The organism is Streptomyces sp. HUAS CB01 (assembly GCF_030406905.1).
Taxonomy (GTDB): domain Bacteria; phylum Actinomycetota; class Actinomycetes; order Streptomycetales; family Streptomycetaceae; genus Streptomyces; species Streptomyces chengbuensis.
This window is the reverse complement of the sequence record NZ_CP129137.1, coordinates 6,583,117-6,598,481: the sequence shown is the minus strand read 5'-3', so window position 1 is coordinate 6,598,481 and position 15,365 is coordinate 6,583,117. Positions and strand designations below refer to the sequence as shown.

The 15,365-nt window shown below is 74.1% G+C and carries 14 protein-coding genes and 1 pseudogene; 8 read left to right on the top strand and 7 right to left on the bottom strand.

Features of this window, described 5'->3' with window-relative positions; genetic code table 11:
• The first annotated feature begins 36 nt into the window (after nucleotides 1–36).
• Nucleotides 37–876, top strand: coding sequence for a formate dehydrogenase accessory sulfurtransferase FdhD (fdhD, locus tag QRN89_RS29005; protein ID WP_290353904.1), 840 nt, complete (start codon nucleotides 37–39; stop codon nucleotides 874–876).
• 187 nt (nucleotides 877–1,063) lie between these two features.
• Here fdhD and QRN89_RS29000 read toward each other — a convergent pair whose 3' ends face one another.
• Entirely contained in the window at nucleotides 1,064–2,092 is a 1,029-nt protein-coding gene (locus tag QRN89_RS29000; RefSeq protein WP_290352374.1) for a bile acid:sodium symporter family protein, read from the bottom strand.
• A gap of 116 nt (nucleotides 2,093–2,208) precedes the next feature.
• On the opposite strand from QRN89_RS29000, the gene QRN89_RS28995 reads away from it, so the two are divergent.
• Nucleotides 2,209–3,105, top strand: a complete 897-nt coding sequence (locus QRN89_RS28995; RefSeq protein WP_290352372.1) for a LysR substrate-binding domain-containing protein — start codon at nucleotides 2,209–2,211, stop codon at nucleotides 3,103–3,105.
• Between the two features lie 448 nt (nucleotides 3,106–3,553).
• Nucleotides 3,554–5,353, top strand: coding sequence for an AMP-dependent synthetase/ligase (locus QRN89_RS28990; RefSeq protein WP_290352371.1), 1,800 nt, complete (start codon nucleotides 3,554–3,556; stop codon nucleotides 5,351–5,353).
• A gap of 43 nt (nucleotides 5,354–5,396) precedes the next feature.
• On the opposite strand, the pseudogene QRN89_RS28985 reads toward QRN89_RS28990, so the two are convergent.
• Nucleotides 5,397–5,983: pseudogene (locus QRN89_RS28985) on the bottom strand (Tat pathway signal sequence domain protein).
• Nucleotides 5,984–6,313: 330 nt separating this feature from the next.
• Here QRN89_RS28985 and QRN89_RS28980 point away from each other — a divergent pair.
• The 4 genes from QRN89_RS28980 to QRN89_RS28965 all read left to right on the top strand — a co-directional run bounded on the left by QRN89_RS28980 (nucleotide 6,314) and on the right by QRN89_RS28965 (nucleotide 10,051).
• Nucleotides 6,314–7,150, top strand: a complete 837-nt coding sequence (locus tag QRN89_RS28980) for an aldo/keto reductase (protein ID WP_290352370.1) — start codon at nucleotides 6,314–6,316, stop codon at nucleotides 7,148–7,150.
• Between the two features lie 206 nt (nucleotides 7,151–7,356).
• Nucleotides 7,357–8,262 (top strand): LysR family transcriptional regulator, encoded by a 906-nt coding sequence (locus QRN89_RS28975; RefSeq protein WP_290352369.1) that lies wholly within the window; start codon nucleotides 7,357–7,359, stop codon nucleotides 8,260–8,262.
• Between the two features lie 188 nt (nucleotides 8,263–8,450).
• Nucleotides 8,451–9,017, top strand: a complete 567-nt coding sequence (locus tag QRN89_RS28970; RefSeq protein WP_290352368.1) for a cysteine dioxygenase family protein — start codon at nucleotides 8,451–8,453, stop codon at nucleotides 9,015–9,017.
• A complete protein-coding gene (locus QRN89_RS28965; protein ID WP_290352367.1) occupies nucleotides 9,017–10,051 on the top strand; it encodes a YeiH family protein in 1,035 nt (344 codons plus the stop codon). Before QRN89_RS28970 ends, QRN89_RS28965 begins: the two co-directional genes overlap by 1 nt.
• 228 nt (nucleotides 10,052–10,279) lie before the next feature.
• Here QRN89_RS28965 and QRN89_RS28960 read toward each other — a convergent pair whose 3' ends face one another.
• From QRN89_RS28960 to QRN89_RS28950, 3 genes are all read right to left on the bottom strand, one after another.
• Nucleotides 10,280–11,206, bottom strand: a complete 927-nt coding sequence (locus tag QRN89_RS28960; protein ID WP_290352366.1) for a class I SAM-dependent methyltransferase — start codon at nucleotides 11,204–11,206, stop codon at nucleotides 10,280–10,282.
• 742 nt (nucleotides 11,207–11,948) lie between these two features.
• Complete coding sequence (locus tag QRN89_RS28955; RefSeq protein WP_290352365.1) at nucleotides 11,949–12,737, bottom strand: class I SAM-dependent methyltransferase; 789 nt, start codon at nucleotides 12,735–12,737, stop codon at nucleotides 11,949–11,951.
• A gap of 2 nt (nucleotides 12,738–12,739) precedes the next feature.
• A complete protein-coding gene (locus tag QRN89_RS28950; RefSeq protein WP_290352364.1) occupies nucleotides 12,740–13,045 on the bottom strand; it encodes a 4a-hydroxytetrahydrobiopterin dehydratase in 306 nt (101 codons plus the stop codon).
• A 48-nt stretch (nucleotides 13,046–13,093) separates the two neighbouring features.
• Between QRN89_RS28950 and QRN89_RS28945 the strand changes: the two genes are divergently transcribed.
• The gene (locus tag QRN89_RS28945) at nucleotides 13,094–13,930 is read left to right on the top strand and encodes a helix-turn-helix domain-containing protein (protein WP_290352363.1); all 837 of its coding nucleotides are present in this window, start codon (nucleotides 13,094–13,096) and stop codon (nucleotides 13,928–13,930) included.
• Here the strand turns inward: QRN89_RS28945 and QRN89_RS28940 are convergent.
• Together QRN89_RS28940 and QRN89_RS28935 are read right to left on the bottom strand one after the other, a co-directional pair.
• A complete protein-coding gene (locus QRN89_RS28940) occupies nucleotides 13,920–14,339 on the bottom strand; it encodes a hypothetical protein (RefSeq protein WP_290352362.1) in 420 nt (139 codons plus the stop codon). The genes QRN89_RS28945 and QRN89_RS28940 overlap by 11 nt on opposite strands.
• Before the next feature lie 482 nt (nucleotides 14,340–14,821).
• On the bottom strand, nucleotides 14,822–15,280 hold the full coding sequence (locus tag QRN89_RS28935; RefSeq protein ID WP_290352360.1) for a DUF3093 family protein: 459 nt from the start codon (nucleotides 15,278–15,280) through the stop codon (nucleotides 14,822–14,824).
• Nucleotides 15,281–15,365 lie beyond the last annotated feature (85 nt).

Below are 15,365 nucleotides of genomic sequence, written 5' to 3'. Positions count from 1 at the left end.
GCGCACCTCCACCGCACAGAGTCGGGACTGATCACCATGGGACGGGTCACCGAGCGCCGCCGCACCATCCGGATCAGGAACGGGGCGGTGACCGCCCGCCCGGACACGCTGGTCGCCGAGGAACCCCTCGAGATCCGGCTGAACGGCCGCCCCCTGGCGGTCACCATGCGCACCCCGGGCGACGACTTCGCGCTCGCGGCCGGGTTCCTGGTCAGCGAGGGCGTGATCGGCTCCGCGTCGGAGCTGCGGTCGATCGTCTACTGCGCCGGCGCCAAGGACGACGGCACCAACACGTACAACGTCGTCGACGTGCAGCTCGCGCCGGGCGTACCCGTCCCCGACATCACGCTCGAACGCAACGTCTACACGACGTCGTCCTGCGGACTGTGCGGCAAGGCCAGCCTCGACGCGGTACGCACCACCGCCCGGTTCCCCATCGCCGACACTCCCCCGGTCCGGATCGAGCCCGGACTGCTCTCCGGCCTCCCCGACCGGTTGCGCGCCGCGCAGCGGGTCTTCGACCGGACCGGGGGGCTGCACGCCGCGGCGCTGTTCTCCGAGGAGGGCGAACTGCTCGACGTCCGCGAGGACGTCGGCCGGCACAACGCCGTGGACAAGCTGATCGGCCGCGCGGTGCGCGAGGACCTGCTGCCGCTGTCGCGGGTCATCCTGCTGGTGTCGGGCCGGGCGTCGTTCGAGCTGGCGCAGAAGGCCGTGATGGCGGGGATCCCGGTGCTCGCGGCGGTCTCCGCGCCGTCGTCGCTGGCCGTCGACCTGGCGGCCGAGACCGGGCTGACCCTGGTCGGCTTTCTGCGCGGCCCGGACATGAACGTGTACGCGGGCGAGGAGCGCATCGCCCTTCACTCGGGGGTGTGACGGGCCCGGCCGGCGGGGAGCGCCCCCTGCGCCGGCCGGGTCCTTCCCCGCGGGGCCATCCCGAGGAGCCTCGCCCGATGCGCCGGCCCGCGGCAGCAGTCGGGCCCGGGCGCGGTTCAGTGCGCCGGCGCCCGAGCCGGACCGGGCGGCGGGACGGGCGGGCGCGGGCGCGGATCGTCGGCACCGTTCAGCGCGCCGGAACCCGGGCCCGGGTGGGCCCGGGCCCGGCCTCGGCCGGTCGCGGGTCCCGCGCGCGCCGTTCGGCGATGACCGCGCAGACCATCAACTGCAGCTGGTGGAACAGCATCAGCGGCAGCACGGCAAGGCTCGCCTGCGCACCGAAGAGGACGCTCGCCATCGGCAGCCCCGCGGCCAGGCTCTTCTCCGCGCCGGCGAACTGGACGGCGACGCGGTCCGCGCGGCCGAAGCCGAGCCATGCGGGCCCGTACCACGTCAGGGTGAGCATCACCGCGAGCAGCACCGCCTCGACGAGCAGCAGCGCGCCCAGCCGCACCGGGGTGACCTGGTGCCAGACACCGGCCACCGTGCCCTGGCTGAAGGCGGTGTAGACGACCAGCACGATCGAGCCGCGGTCCACGATGCCCAGGAGCCGGCGCCGGCGTGCGAGGAAGCCCGCGATCCAGTGGCGCAGCAACTGCCCCGCCAGGAACGGCACCAGCAGCTGGAGCACGATCCTCAGCAGCCCGTCCGCCGAGAAGCCGCCGGTGCCGCTGCCGAGCAGGAGGGCGGCCAGCAGCGGGGTGAGCACGATCCCGGCGAGGCTGGAGAAGGATCCCGCGCAGATCGCCGCGGGGACGTTTCCGCGGGCCATCGACGTGAAGGCGATCGAGGACTGGATCGTCGACGGCACCAGACAGAGGAAGAGCAGTCCGTCGTGGAGCGACGGGGTCAGCACGGCGGGGACGAGACCGCCCGCGGCGAGACCCAGCAGCGGGAACACGACGAAGGTGGCGGCCAGGACGGTCGTGTGGAGCCGCCAGTGGCGCAGTCCGTCCAGCGCCTCCCGGGCCGAGAGCCGGGCCCCGTACAGGAAGAAGAGCAGGGCGACGGCCCCGGTGGAGGCTCCGCCCGCGACGTCGGCCGCGGTGCCGGAGGCGGGGAGCAGTGCCGCGAGGAGCACGGTGCCGAGGAGCACGAGGACGTACGGATCGACCGGCAGCCGGAACGGCGGTCGGGAGGAGGTGCGGCGGCTCATGGGCTCCACTTGCTCTCGGTGCGGATCGTGCCCTCTCCATCGTCCACGCCTCCCGGGCGATCGGGAATCCCGTACACCGCACTTACTGTCATCACGATTCGCGATGAGCGGCTAGAATGGGCGGCGTGTACGACCCCGGTCAGCTGCGCACGTTCCTCGCCGTGGCGCAGACACTCAGCTTCACCCAGGCGGCCCGCCGGCTGGGCGTGCGGCAGTCGACGGTCAGCCAGCACGTGCGGCGCCTCGAGGAGGCGGCGGGGCGGCAGCTGTTCACCCGGGACACCCACGGCGTGGAGCTCACGGAGGACGGCGAGGCGATGCTCGGCTTCGCACGGACCATCCTGGAGGCGCACGAACGGGCGGCCGCCTTCTTCACGGGAACCCGTCTGCGGGGCCGGCTCCGCTTCGGTGCCTCCGAGGACTTCGTCCTGACCCGGCTCCCCGAGATCCTGGAGTCGTTCCGGCGCGACCATCCCGAGGTCGACCTGGAGCTGACCGTCGAGCTGTCCGGCACGCTGCACGAGCAACTGGAGGCGGGCCGGCTCGACCTCGTCCTCGCCAAGCGCCGCACCGGCGGCACCCACGGCGAGCTGGTCTGGCAGGACGCGCTCACCTGGATCGGCGCCCCGCAGCTTCGGCTGGACCCGGACCGGCCGGTGCCGCTGATCGTGTTCCCGCCGCCGGGCATCACGCGGGCCCGGGCCCTGGAGGTGCTGGAGGCGCACGGCCGCCCGTGGCGCATCGCCTGCACCAGCGGGAGCCTGAGCGCACTGGTCGCGGCGGCACGCGCGGGGCTGGGCGTGATGGCCCATACCCGCGGGCTGATCCCGGCGGGACTTGCGCCGGTGACGGCCCGCGCGGGGCTGCCGGACCTGGGGGACGTGGACTTCGTGCTGCTGCACGGCCACCGGGCCGGTGCGCGCCGCGGCACCCAGCAGGCGGCGGACGCGCTCGCCGCCGCGATCCTCGCCGGCGTCGACCGGCGGCCCCGCCCGGCCGACGGCACCCGCTGACGGCGGCGTCCGGAGCGGGCCGCGCGGCGGAAGCCGGAGCCCGGCCGGGCGCCTGGCCGGGGAGGCCCGGGCGGGCGCCTGGAGCCGGGGCAGGGCCGCGGAGCCGGAGCCGGTTCACGGAAGCCGGGGCCCGGTCACGGAAGCCGGGTCCGGGCGGGTACGGCCGAACTCCGGCCGCGGACCCCCAAAACGGACACAGAAGGCAGACCGGGGCGTGTTCACCGCGTACAGATTCGGTGCAGATTCTTGCGGGTGTCACTTACTCTTCGGTCAGAACCCGGCCTGCCCACACCAGGGTTGGCCGAATTCATGCGGCTGACCAGCGTCGATGCGAAATGTGCCGAGTTACTGAAGGCCCTCCCGCACGAACGCCCGGTGGGGTACCGTCACCGGCGCTGTGCGGAGCGCCACAAGGAGCAGGTCATTGCGTGAGTTCACGGTTCCCCCCTTGGCGACGGCACCCCCTGTCGGCGGGCTGGCGGATGCCGTGTTCGACCACGCCCGGACCGACCCCGGCCGGGTCGCCCTGGGCCGCAAGGACGAGGACGGCGACTGGCACGACGTGACGTCCGCCGAGTTCCGGGACGAGGTGCTGGCGCTCGCCAAGGGACTGCTCGCCCACGGGGTGCGGTTCGGCGACCGCGTCGCGATCATGTGCCGCACCCGGTACGAGTGGACGCTGTTCGACTTCGCGCTGTGGGCGGTGGGCGCCCAGTCCGTACCCGTCTACCCCACCTCGTCCGCCGAGCAGGTCCTGTGGATGATGCACGACGCCGAGGTCTCGGCCTGCATGGTGGAGCACGAGGACCACGCGATGACGATCGGCTCCGTCATCGACCGGCTGCCGCACCTCAAGCGGCTCTGGCAGCTCGACAAGGGCGCCGTAGACGAACTCGTCGCGGCGGGCGAGCACATCGACGACGACGTGGTGCACCGGCACCGCAGGGCCGTGACCCCGGAGTCCGTCGCCACGGTGATCTACACCTCCGGGACCACCGGCCGGCCCAAGGGGTGCGTGCTCACCCACGCCAACTTCATGTACGAGACCGAGACGCTCGTCGGCCGCTGGGAGCCCGTCTTCCACTCCAAGCCGGGCGACGAGGCCGCGACGCTGCTCTTCCTGCCGCTCGCGCACGTCTTCGGCCGGATGGTGGAGGTGGCGGCGATCCTCGGCAGGGTCAAGCTGGGCCACCAGCCGGTGCTCCAGGCGACCGCCCTGATCGCCGACCTCGCCTCGTTCCGGCCGACGTTCGTCCTGGCCGTCCCCTACATCTTCGAGAAGGTCTTCAACGCCGCCCGGCGGAAGGCGGAGGCCGCGGGCAAGTCCGGTCCGTTCGACAAGGCCGTGGACGTGGCGGTGCGGTACGCGGAGGCCGTGGAACACCGCGCCTTCGGTCTCGGCCCCGGCCCGTCGGCGAGCCTGCGCCTGCAGCACCAGTTCTTCGAGAAGGTCGTGTACACCAAGGTCCGCGAGGCCCTGGGCGGCCGGGTACGGCACGCGATGTCCGGCGGTTCGGCCATGGACCGCAGACTCGGGCTGTTCTTCGCGGGCGCCGGCGTCACCGTCTTCGAGGGCTTCGGGCTGACGGAGTCCTCCGCCGCCGCCACCGCCAACCCCCCGGAGCGCACCAAGTACGGCACGGTCGGGCAGCCGATCCCCGGCACGACGGTCCACATCGCCGAGGACGGCGAGGTGTGGCTGCACGGGCCGCAGGTCTTCTCCGGTTATCTCAACGACCCCAAGGCGACGGACGCCGTCCTCAAGGACGGCTGGCTGGCCACCGGCGACCTGGGGGCGCTGGACGAGGACGGCTATCTGACGATCACCGGGCGGAAGAAGGAGATCCTGGTGACCTCGGGCGGCAAGAGCGTGTCGCCGATCGGGCTGGAGGAGCGGGTGCGGGCCCACCCCCTGGTGGCCCAGTGCATCGTCGTCGGCAACGACCGCCCCTACATCGCGGCGCTGGTCACCGTGGACCACGAGTCCGTCGAGCACTGGCTCGCGATGCGCAACCGGCCGCCGATGAAACCGGGGGACCTCGTGCGCGACCCGGACCTGGAGATGGAGATCCGCCGGGCGGTGGTGGCCGCCAACACCCTGGTGTCGCAGGCCGAGTCCATCCGTACCTTCCGGATACTGGCGCATCCGTTCAGCGAGGAGCACGGGCTGCTGACGCCGTCGCTGAAGCTGAAGCGCAAGGCGATCGAGACGGCGTACGCGACCGAGGTGGACGCGCTGTACCGCTGAGGCGCGCGACACGGGTTGTCGTCCGGTGCGGCGCCGCACCGGGTCACACGGGTTGACAGGCCCGCAGACCCGTGAGCAGCAGGTGGCAGTACTGGAGCGAGCCCGAACTGTCGCCGAGGAAGCGGTGGATGCCCCACTCGGGGCGGACCCGGTCGGCGAGGAAGGTGTCGACGACGCCCCTCGACCCGTCGACGACGGTCGTACCGCCGCTCTTCACGATCCAGCGGACCGAACCGGCCGGGCCGTTGCCGATCCCGATCCGGAAGTCCACGTCGATCCATCTGTCGTGCAGCGGTTCCAGGCCGGTCCGGCCGACGAGGGTGTCGGACCCGAAGAGCTTGAGCTCGATCGTCTGCGCCCCGTTCACCCGGCGCAGCGACTGCACCGGCAGCCGGTCGCCTCCTGGCGCCGGCGGTCCGGGCCGGTGTCCCGGTCCACCGTGTGCATCGTGGGACGCCAGTCGTCGCCCTCGGCGCGGATGCGGGGGTTGCCGGCGGGGTGCGAGCCGGCCCGGTCGTCCTCGATGGTCTCGAAGGCCCTCAGCCCGTCGGTCCGTGCGGAGGGCGACCAGCGCAGTTGCCGGCCGGCGGCGCCGAGGCCGTTCCGCCGGCGACGGCGGAACGGGCGCACAGCACGGTCCGGCGCGAGGCTGCGTGCGGCCGCCGCGGCCGCGATGACGGTTCGGGGTGGTGCATGGCGGGGCCTGCCTTCCTGGGAGGGGGCAGGAGCCGTCCCGGCCGGGAGCGCAGGGACAGGGACGGAACCGCGGCGTTCACATTCATGTACCACGTTCAGCGATGTGCAATAGAGTCGCGGCCGGCGCACCGCCGGTCAACGGTTTCGGCCAAGCCCGCGCGGGAGCGGTCCGCGGCGGCCGGCGTTCCCTCATCGGGAATGCGACCGCCGAGATGATCGTTGACCATGGAAGCAACACCCGACCGACGTAAGGATCGACCGCTCGTGAGCAAGGTCCCCTCCATCACCCTCAACAACGGCGTCGCCATGCCGCAGCTCGGCTTCGGCGTGTGGCAGGTGCCGGACGACGAGGCGGCGAAGGCCGTCGGCGCGGCCCTGGAGGCCGGTTACCGCAGCATCGACACGGCTGCCGTCTACGAGAACGAGAAGGGCACCGGCAAGGCCGTCGCGGCCGCCGGGATCCCCCGCGAGGAGCTGTTCGTCACCACCAAGCTCTGGAACGGCGACCAGGGCTACGACTCCACGCTCCGCGCCTTCGACGCCTCGCTCTCCCGACTCGGCCTCGACTACGTGGACCTGTACCTGATCCACTGGCCGGTGCCGTCCAAGAACGCGTACGTGGACACGTACAAGGCGTTCGAGACCATTCTCGCCGAGGGCCGCGCCCGGGCCATCGGCGTCTCCAACTTCCTTCCCGAGCACCTGGAGCGGCTGATCGGCGAGACCTCGGCCGTCCCTGCCGTGAATCAGATCGAGCTGCACCCGCAACTGCAGCAGACCGAGTCGCGGACCTTCCACGCCAAGCACGGCATCGCCACCGAGGCGTGGTCGCCGCTCGGCTCGGGCCGCGGCCTGCTGGAGGTTCCGACGATCGTCGCGGTCGCGCAGAAGCACGGGAAGACCCCGGCGCAGGTCGTGCTCCGCTGGCATCTGCAGCTCGGCAACGTCGTGATCCCCAAGTCCGTGACGCCGTCGCGGATCCGGGAGAACATCGACGTCTTCGGCTTCGAGCTGGACGACGACGACCTCGCGGCGTTCGCCGCCCTGGACGAGAACCGGCGCCTCGGCCCCGACCCGGCCACGTTCGCCATGGGCGCCTGACACCCCGGCGGTACGGGGGATCCGGGCCCGGCGCGGCCGCCTCCACGGCGGCCGCGCGTCCGGCAGGGCGGGCACGTCCGGCGCGGTCCGGCCTCCTGCCGCTTTTCCACGGGACGGGCGCGCCGCTCCTCCGCGGGCCCTGACCCGCCGTGGACGACCGGCATTCGGCGCCTGTGGGCACCCAAATTCTGCTTATGCTTTCTGCCGTGTTCGATTCCCGGTACATCAGGACTTTCCACGAGGTGGTCAGGACCGGCTCGTACTCGGCGGCCGCCCGTTCGCTCGGCTACACCCAGCCCGCGGTGAGCCAGCAGATGAAGGCGCTGGAGCGGGATGTCGGCACTCCCCTGTTCACCCGGGTCGGCCGCGGCATCAGGCTCACCGAGGCCGGAGAGGCGCTGACCCGGCACACCGGGACGATCCTCGACAGCCTGTCGGCTGCGCAGCAGCAGATCGACGCCATCGCCCGACTGCGCGCGGGGCGGGTGCGCGTATGCGCGTTCCCCAGCGCCTGTGCGACCCTCATCCCCGAGACGATGGCCGCCATCGCGGCCGAACACCCGGGCATCCGCATCGAGTTGACCGAGAGCGAACCTCCCGAGTCCCTGCGGCTGGTGGCCCGGGGCGACTGCGACATCGCCCTGGCCTTCAGCTATCCCGGCCACACCGCCGAGGTCCCGGACGAGCTGGCCGAGGTGCCGCTGCTGGAGGACCCGCTGACGGTGCTGCTGCCCACCGGGCACCCGCTGGCGAGACGGCGGGCGGTCCGGCTGGCCGATCTCGCCGGCGAACGGTGGATCGCGGGGTGCCTGCGCTGCCGCGCCAACTTCCTCCACGCCTGCGCCGAGGAGGGGTTCGCGCCCGACATCGCCTGCACCACGGACGACAACCTCGTGATGCAGAGCCTCGTGGCGTCGGGTGTGGGCATCGCCGTGGTGCCGCAGCTCGTGCTGTCCTTCCTGTGCCACGGCAAGGTGACGGGCCGGATCGTGGAACCGCACACCCGCCGCCGGGTCGGCGCGTACGCGCTCCGGGAGCAGTTGCGCATCCCCGCCACGGCGCTGGTGCTGGACCGTCTCGTGGCGGTGGCGGAGCGCAAGATCGGCTGCTGAACGGCGCGGCCGGGTGCGGCGGAGCCCTACGGACGGCCCTGGGGCGCACGCTCCACCCCTGGATCCGCCGGCTACGGCCGTACCCGCTCCCCGTCCGTTGCCGTTCCTCCCCATCCATAAGCGGACGTTGAGAACCCTGCAAGCGATCGTTCCTGGACGCCCGGGACGGGCGGGCGGACGCTGCGGACATGACGACTGCGAACCCGGCCACCGTCACCGCTCCCGCCACGACCGCCCGGCTCCGCTCCCTGGTGGCGGAGATACGCGAGACCGTGAACCGCGGCCTGCCTCCCGAGCCCACGGCGTACATGGTGGCGGAGAAGCTGCTGCCGCACCTCGGCAGGCCCGATCTGCTGACCGCCGAGCAGTGCGAGGGCGACCCGGGGAACTACCGCCAGCACGTGCTGCACGCCGAGCACGACGGCAGCTTCTCCGTGGTCGCCCTGGTCTGGCTGCCCGGCCAGCGCACGCCCGTCCACGACCATGTGTCGTGGTGCGTGACGGGTGTGCACCGGGGCGAGGAGCACGAGCGGCGCTACCGGCTGGTGCCGCACGGTGCGGCCGCCCGGCTCGTCGCCACCGGGGACGTGGTCAACCCGGCCGGGACCGTCGCCGCCTTCGCCCCGCCCGGCGACATCCATCTCGTGCGCAACTCCGGGACGGACGTGGCCCTGTCCCTGCACGTGTACGGCGCCGACATCGCCCGCCTCGGCACCAGCATCCGGCGCGTCTACGACCTGCCTGCCGACCGGTGATGGCCCTCACGGGCTCCCGGACCCGGCGCGTCACGGCACGGGCCCGGCCGGCCGGTCCCGTTCCGGGGCTGGTGCTGGCCGCCGCCGGCGTGGCCGCGGCGTGGCTGGTGCACCGTGCCGCGCCCGCCGTGCCGATGCTCACCGCGGCCGTCGTCCTGGGAGTCGCCGCCGCGCACGCACCGTGGTCGGCCCCCTGGGTCCGCGGCCGCTGCCGGCCGGGGCTGACGCTGGCCACGAAGCGGCTGATGCGCGCCGGGATCGTCCTGCTGGGGCTCAAGCTGAGCCTCGCGGACGTGCTGGGGCTCGGGTGGGCGACGGTCGCGATGGTGCTGGCCGTGGTGGCGGCGACCTTCTGCGGCACATGGTGGCTCGGGCGGAGGCTGGGGCTGCCGGGCGACCAGCCGCTGCTGATCGCCGCGGGCTACTCGATCTGCGGGGCCTCCGCGATCGGGGCCGTGGGGTCGGTGCACGACAGTGACGACGACGACGTGGTCACCTCCGTCGCGCTGGTGACGCTCTGCGGCACCCTCGCCATCGCGGTACTGCCCCTGCTGCACGGGCCGCTGGGGCTCACCGACGCCGAGTTCGGGCGGTGGGTCGGCGCCGGGGTCCACGACGTGGGCCAGGTGGTGGCCACCGCGCAGACGGCCGGACCGGCGGCGCTGGGCGAGGCGGTCCTGGTGAAACTCCTCCGGGTGGCGCTGCTGGCCCCGCTGGTCGCGGTGCTCGTCGTCTCGGCGCGCCGCCGCGGCCGCGACGCCCCTCGGTCCGGACGGCCTCCGCTCGTCCCGCTGTTCGTCGTGGGCTTCCTCGCGACGGTGGCCCTGCGCAGCACGGGCCTGCTGCCCGCGCAGGTCCTCGCGGTGGCCGGTACGGCACAGGAACTGCTGCTCGCCGCGGCGCTGTTCGGCCTCGGCAGCGCGGTCCATCTGCCGTCCCTGTCCCGCACCGGCCCGAAGGTGGCGCTGCTCGGGCTGACGTCCTGGGTGCTGATCGCGACGGCGGCGTACGCGGGGGTGCTTCTCACCGCCTGACACCCGGGACCGGGCGCGGCGCGCCCGCCGGACGGCGTGCACGGTGCGGGCCGCTGTCCGCGCCGAGCCGTGTGCACGGTGCGGGCCGCTGTCCGCGCCGAGCCGTGTGCACGGTGCGGGCCGCTATCCGCGCCGAGCCGTGTGCACGGTGCGGGCCGCTGTCCGCGCCGAGCCGTGTGCACGGTGCGGGCCGCTATCCGCGCCGAGCCGTGTGCACGGTGCGGGCCGCTATCCGCGCCGAGCCGTGTGCACGGTGCGGGCCGCCAGCATGAAGCAGTCCGGGCGGCGCATCAGGCCCTCCTCGTCGTCCGGGTCCAGCAGCCGCTCCAGTACGGCGGCGTCGTCCGCGTCCAGCCGCCCCTCCAGGGCCCCGCGCTGCCAGGAGAGGCCGGAGACGAGCGCTTCGCGCACGGCGTCGGTGACCGGGGCCGGCAGGTCGAGGAGGAAGGACCGGGTGACGGTGGGCGTGAGTCCGGCCGCGGAGAGCAGGGCGCGCCAGTCCTCGACCTCCGGCTTCGCGCCGGGCAGGGCGGCGCGCATGTCGGCGAACCAGGTGGCCGCGGCGGCCTCGAGCCGGCTCTCCAGGCCGGGCCGTCCGATGCCGATGTCGCGCGGCAGATGGCGCGCCGGCAGGCCGCCTTCGAGGAGGGCGAGCAGCCCGCCGGGACGGAGCAGCCCGGCCAGTCCGGTGAGGGCGGCGCGCTGGTCGCCCACGTGGTGGAGGGAACCGCTCGCCCACACCAGATCCGCCGGGCCCAGCTCGGCGATGCCGTCGGGGAGCTCGGCGACGTGGGTGCGGACCCGCTCGCCGAGGCCGGCGCGGTCGGCGCGGGCCCGGGCCAGCTCCAGAAGGCCCGGGGTGGCGTCGACGGCGACGACCTCCGCCTGCGGGAAGACCTCGGCGAGGAGACAGCTGACCGCGCCGGGGCCGCTGCCGATGTCGAGGACGCGGCGCACCGATCCGGCGGGGAGCTGTTCCCGCACCCAGTGCGCGACCTGCTCGTACAGCGGGAGATTCAGCGCGGCCTCGCCTTCGAGCAGCGTGGCGAACTCCTCCCAGTCGATGTGCGTCGTGTCGGGACCGTGGTGGCCGTGGTGGGCGTGGCCGCCGGCGGATCCGTGGCCGGCGGGCGTTCCGTGGTCGTGAGGGCTCATGGCGCCAGCGTGCGCGGGAGGGGCCCGTCATGGCGAGTTTTCTTGCCGTTCCGGCAAAACGCGCGGGGCTGGGCGGGGCCGCCCGGCGCGGCGGGGGACGCGCGGGCACGCCGTCCGTGCTGCGGCGTGGGACGCCCGGGGGCACGCCGTCCGTGCTGGGGCGTGGGACGCCCCGGCCCCCGCGCCGTCCTCCGTACCGGGCCGGCAGCAGGGTTCCCACCCGGCGGTGACGCGCCCTGCTCACCGCCGCCGAGACCCTGCGGCCTCCGGGCCGAGGTCGTCCGCGCCGTGGAGGAGCCGCGGGCACGCCGTCCGTGCTGGGGCGTGGGCGCCCGGGGGCGTCCGTGCTGCGACATGGACGGCCGGGCGTGCCGGCCGTGCTGCGGCGGACCGCTCTTCGGCGTGGGGACGCCCGTTCCGGACGCTGCGTCGGCGCGCCCGCGCGGGCCGGCTGTCCCGCCGGCGTGCCCGGCGTGGAGACCGGGCGGGAGCACGGCCCGCCCGGCCGGCGCAGCGCCCACCGGGAGCGCACCCCCGCACAGCGGCAGCAGCTCCCGACACCTGTCAGGACGGCGACGGGACGCTCGCCGATGTCCTGGTGATGCGCGCCTCCACCCCGGCGTCCCCGACGCCCGGGCCTGGCCGGAGCACCGCCCCCGGCACCAGGCGCAGCGCCCCGGGGCGCGCTCCGCCGCACTGCGGCAACGGCTCCCTGCAACCGGCGGCCGAAAGCCGACACCTGTCAGGCAACGGCGGCCCGACGAAGGGCGATGACCCGGTAGCGCGGCTCGGGGCGGGGTTCGTCCGGGGCGGGGAGCGTGCAGAGTTCGGCGGCGAGCCTCTCGGCCACCGCTCCGCGGGCCGTCAGGCGGGAGGCGTACTCCCCGCGGAGCAGCGCCTGGGCGGTACGCCGGGGTGATCGGCCCTGGCCGTGCCCGGTGAAGCGGGTCTCCCCCGCCGGTCCCAGGCCCTGGGCCGCGCCGAACGCCTCGACGCGCTCGGCCCGGTCGGACGGCGCCACGGCCCGGTACGGGGCGAGCACGGCCTCGATGTCGTCGCCGGGCCCGTGCGCCGCGTCCATGTCCACGGTGGTGACGAACACCCCGCCGGGGCGCAGGACACGCGCGGCTTCCGCCACCACCGCCCGGGCGTCGCGCACCAGATGCAGCAGCCACACCGAGCTCACCGCGTCCACGGACGCGTCGGGCAGCGGCAGCCGGCGCGCGTCCGCGAGGACGACGCGCGGGATCCGTCCGGCGGCGGCCCTGACCATGCCGGGCGAGGAGTCCGCGCCCAGCAGGCGCAGACCGGGCCGGGAGAGCCGCTCGGTCACCAGGCCCGTGCCGCAGCCGATGTCGAGGAGCGACCGCGCGGGGTGGGGGACGAGGGAAAGCACCGCCGCGGCGGCCGCCGCCGCTCGGTGCACCCCGCCCCGTACCGCGTCGTAGAGGGCAGCCTCCAGGTCGTGGTCGAGCCGCGCGTCACGGCCGGCACCGGCGGCCGTGTCGCGGGGCTCGTCGTCCTGCAGCACGGTCAGCTCGCGCCGTGGCTGGGGGCAACGCCTTCGACCCGATGAGCGAGTTCGAAATCGTGTTCGGTGATCGCGCCGCCTGCGGCATGCGTGTTCACCGTGAGGTTGACCGTGTTGTACCCGAGGAGCAGATCGGAGTGGTGGTTCAGCTCCTCCTGGATCTGGGCGATGTGGACGACCAGCGAGGTGGCCGCGAAGTGGTTGCCGAGCCGGTAGGTGCGGGCGATGCGGTCGCCTTCCTGGGACCAGCCTGGCAGTTCACGCAGTCTGTCCTCGATCTCCTTCTGGGACAGCGGCTCTGTGGGCATGGGCGAGCTCCCTCCGGATGTGTCTGTCGGCGACGTTACGGTTCCCTCATGACAACTGTCGCGCCCGACACGGGAGTAGGGCCACTACTGCGCGGCTGGCGGGAGCGGCGCAGGCTGAGCCAGCTCGAGCTGGCGCTGCGTGCGGGCTCTTCCGCCCGTCACATCAGCTTCGTCGAAACGGGCAGGTCGCGGCCCAGCGAGGAGATGGTCCTGCGGCTGGCCGAGCAGTTGGACGTGCCGGTGCGGGACCGGAACGCGCTGCTGCTGGCGGCGGGTTACGCGCCCCGGTTCGCGCGGACACCGCTCGACGACCCGGCGATGGACGCGCTGCGAGCGGGTGTGGAGCAGCTGCTGCGCGGCTACGAGCCGTATCCGGCGCTCGTGGTCGACGGCACGTACACGGTGGTGGCAGCGAACCGGGGCATCGCGATGCTCCTGGACGGCCTTCCGGAGCATCTGCTCACGCCGCCGCTGAACGCGATGCGGATCACCCTCCACCCGGAGGGCCTCGCCCCGAGGATCCGCAATCTGCCCGAGTGGCGCGGGCATCTGCTGGCCCAGATGGAGCGCCAGATCGCCCTGCTCCGCTCGACGGAGCTGCGGGAGCTGTACGACGAGGTCGCGGCGTACCCGTACGCGGCGACCCCCGCCGGGGCCGGGCCGGAGGCCGCGGCCGGCGGGGCGGGGGGCAACGGGGACGACGCGCCGTACGCGTACTTCGCCCTGCCCCTGCGGATCGAGCACGACGGCCGGGTGCTGTCGTTCGTGTCGTCGATCTCGACGTTCAACACGCCGATGGACGTGACCGTCGCGGAGCTGGCCATCGAGACGCTGCTGCCGGCCGACCCCGCGACGGTGAAGTACCTGCAGTCCCTCACGCCGTAGCCGTGGCGCGCAGCGCCGACCACTGCAGGGCGGCGAAGCAGCCGACGGTCACTGCCTGGGCCGGTGTCCAGAGGGCACCCGCCGTCGTGGGCTCCAGCCAGAGCACGGCCGCGGCGATGCTGAGCACCGCCCACGCCGCGTTGACGTCGACGACGAGCCTGACGGCGGTGGCGGGCGGCTCCGGCCGTGAGGCGAGGAGGCCGATGCCCGCCGCCACTGCGACGAGGAACGCGCCCAGTGCCGCGAGCAGCGTGCCGTCGATGCCGAGCAGTCGCCCGAGCGGGCCCGGGGCGGCGAGGTAGGCCGCCCCGTTGAGGCCGGTGACGACGGCGTCGAGGGCGAGGAAGCGACGCAGCGAACGCCGCGGGTCGGTGGTGCGGGAGAGACCGGCGAGCAGGGCCTGGGACATGGCGGATCAGCCTCCGTCGAGGTGGTGGAACGGGTCGGGGACCGGTTGCCGGGGCGGAGCGTGCCGCCCGGGCCCCGGTGCCTTCACGATGCCGGGGCAGCGCGAGGAGGTCGATTACCCGCGAGGTCATGCTCCGCGCGTGCGCCCGCCGTTGCGTCGGCTCCCGTCCGCGGGGGCGGCAGCGGAGCAACCAGGGGCGACGGACCGGGGGTGAAGGAGCCGGGGGTGAAGGAGCCGGGGGTGAAGGGGCGCGGCAGGCAGGGACCAGGCACGACGGGCAGGGTGCGGATGGTGCTCGGTACCGCCGGCCGCACGAGCGCAGCACGTCAGCCCGTCAGCACGTCAGCCGTGCGGGAAGCCGGCTGCGGCGATGTGCCCACCCGGTGGGGGGCCGCCGGGCAGGGCCGACGGCAGCGGCGCCCGGAGCGCCGCGGCTCGCGGCCCCCGAGCCGGTCTGAGCCACCGCCCTTGACCTCGGCGGCTCAGACCGGCGCCTGTTCCGCTCTCGCGGCGTTGATGGCCCGTACGACCCTCAGCGGGTGCCGGGTGGACACGTACACATAGCGGTACGGGACGCCGGGGTCGGCGATCTCGACCCGGACCGCCGTAGGGATGTACGCGCGCAGGGCGAAGCGGGCGTGGGGTCCGGCCCGGAAGGTACGCCATTCGAGCGCCTCGGCCTCGTCCAGGATCTCGACCCAGCCGAGGCGTTCGACCCGTACGGCCAGGCCGTCGGTGATGAGTACACCGTCCTGGACGCGCAGGCGGGCTGCGCCGTACGCCAGGAGGGCCGCCGTCAGGAGCACGGCGCTGACCGACGCGGCGGCCAGCGCCGGGCCGGTGCCGAGGGGCGCGACGGCGAGCGCGACCGCGCAGCAGGCCACGCCGGCCAGCAGCCACCAGCGCACCGGTACGACGAGGCGCTCCTGATAGGCAGTCATGCCGCCGATGGTGCCATGCCCGCATCCACTCGGCGCGCCGGGCGCGGTGTTCCCGGGCCGCAGCGGCGACCGGGGGGCTGACGGA

Bases quoted from the DNA above. Each gene is read 5' to 3' on its own strand.
- QRN89_RS28960 (WP_290352366.1), bottom strand. From the start codon at position 11,206: ATGAGCCCTCACGACCACGGAACGCCCGCCGGCCACGGATCCGCCGGC.
- QRN89_RS28995 (WP_290352372.1), top strand. From the start codon at position 2,209: ATGGGCGGCGTGTACGACCCCGGTCAGCTGCGCACGTTCCTCGCCGTG.
- QRN89_RS28950 (WP_290352364.1), bottom strand. From the start codon at position 13,045: ATGCCCACAGAGCCGCTGTCCCAGAAGGAGATCGAGGACAGACTGCGT.
- QRN89_RS29000 (WP_290352374.1), bottom strand. From the start codon at position 2,092: ATGAGCCGCCGCACCTCCTCCCGACCGCCGTTCCGGCTGCCGGTCGAT.
- QRN89_RS28940 (WP_290352362.1), bottom strand. From the start codon at position 14,339: ATGTCCCAGGCCCTGCTCGCCGGTCTCTCCCGCACCACCGACCCGCGG.
- QRN89_RS28945 (WP_290352363.1), top strand. From the start codon at position 13,094: ATGACAACTGTCGCGCCCGACACGGGAGTAGGGCCACTACTGCGCGGC.
- QRN89_RS28965 (WP_290352367.1), top strand. From the start codon at position 9,017: ATGGCCCTCACGGGCTCCCGGACCCGGCGCGTCACGGCACGGGCCCGG.
- QRN89_RS28970 (WP_290352368.1), top strand. From the start codon at position 8,451: ATGACGACTGCGAACCCGGCCACCGTCACCGCTCCCGCCACGACCGCC.
- QRN89_RS28935 (WP_290352360.1), bottom strand. From the start codon at position 15,280: ATGACTGCCTATCAGGAGCGCCTCGTCGTACCGGTGCGCTGGTGGCTG.
- fdhD (WP_290353904.1), top strand. From the start codon at position 37: ATGGGACGGGTCACCGAGCGCCGCCGCACCATCCGGATCAGGAACGGG.